This is a genomic window from Oleiphilus sp. HI0080 (assembly GCF_001635135.1).
Map to the genome: position 1 here is coordinate 1 of NZ_LWFU01000186.1, position 303 is coordinate 303.

Annotated in this window: 1 protein-coding gene; it reads left to right on the forward strand. The window is 41.9% G+C overall.

The features are described from left to right. Positions 1–11: 11 nt before the first annotated feature. The coding region (locus tag A3751_RS02035; RefSeq protein WP_231876819.1) for a hypothetical protein at positions 12–303 on the forward strand (292 nt) is incomplete at its 3' end.

Genomic DNA, 303 nt, shown 5'->3' on the forward strand with positions numbered 1-303 from the left:
TTGCGAGGGGTTTGGACGTATCTACCTTGCTTGAAGGTTATAAAGAAAAGATACCTCAAAGTTTTCAGAGCGTAGAGATTTTACAGATTCTAGAGGATCTTATCTTATGTGTTGTTCAAGTGCGCAAGGCTCACAAGCTTGATAGCCATAAAGACCCTGTGTTTTGGCTTGATAAGAACGATATTGGTTGGCGCGACCGGTTTCCATTACCTCTAGAAAGTGAGGTTGCAAATGCTCTTTTGTTGGGACTTATCAAGCAAGCGGCGGAAACTAAAGAGTTCTCAGAAGCTGAAGTTCATTCAA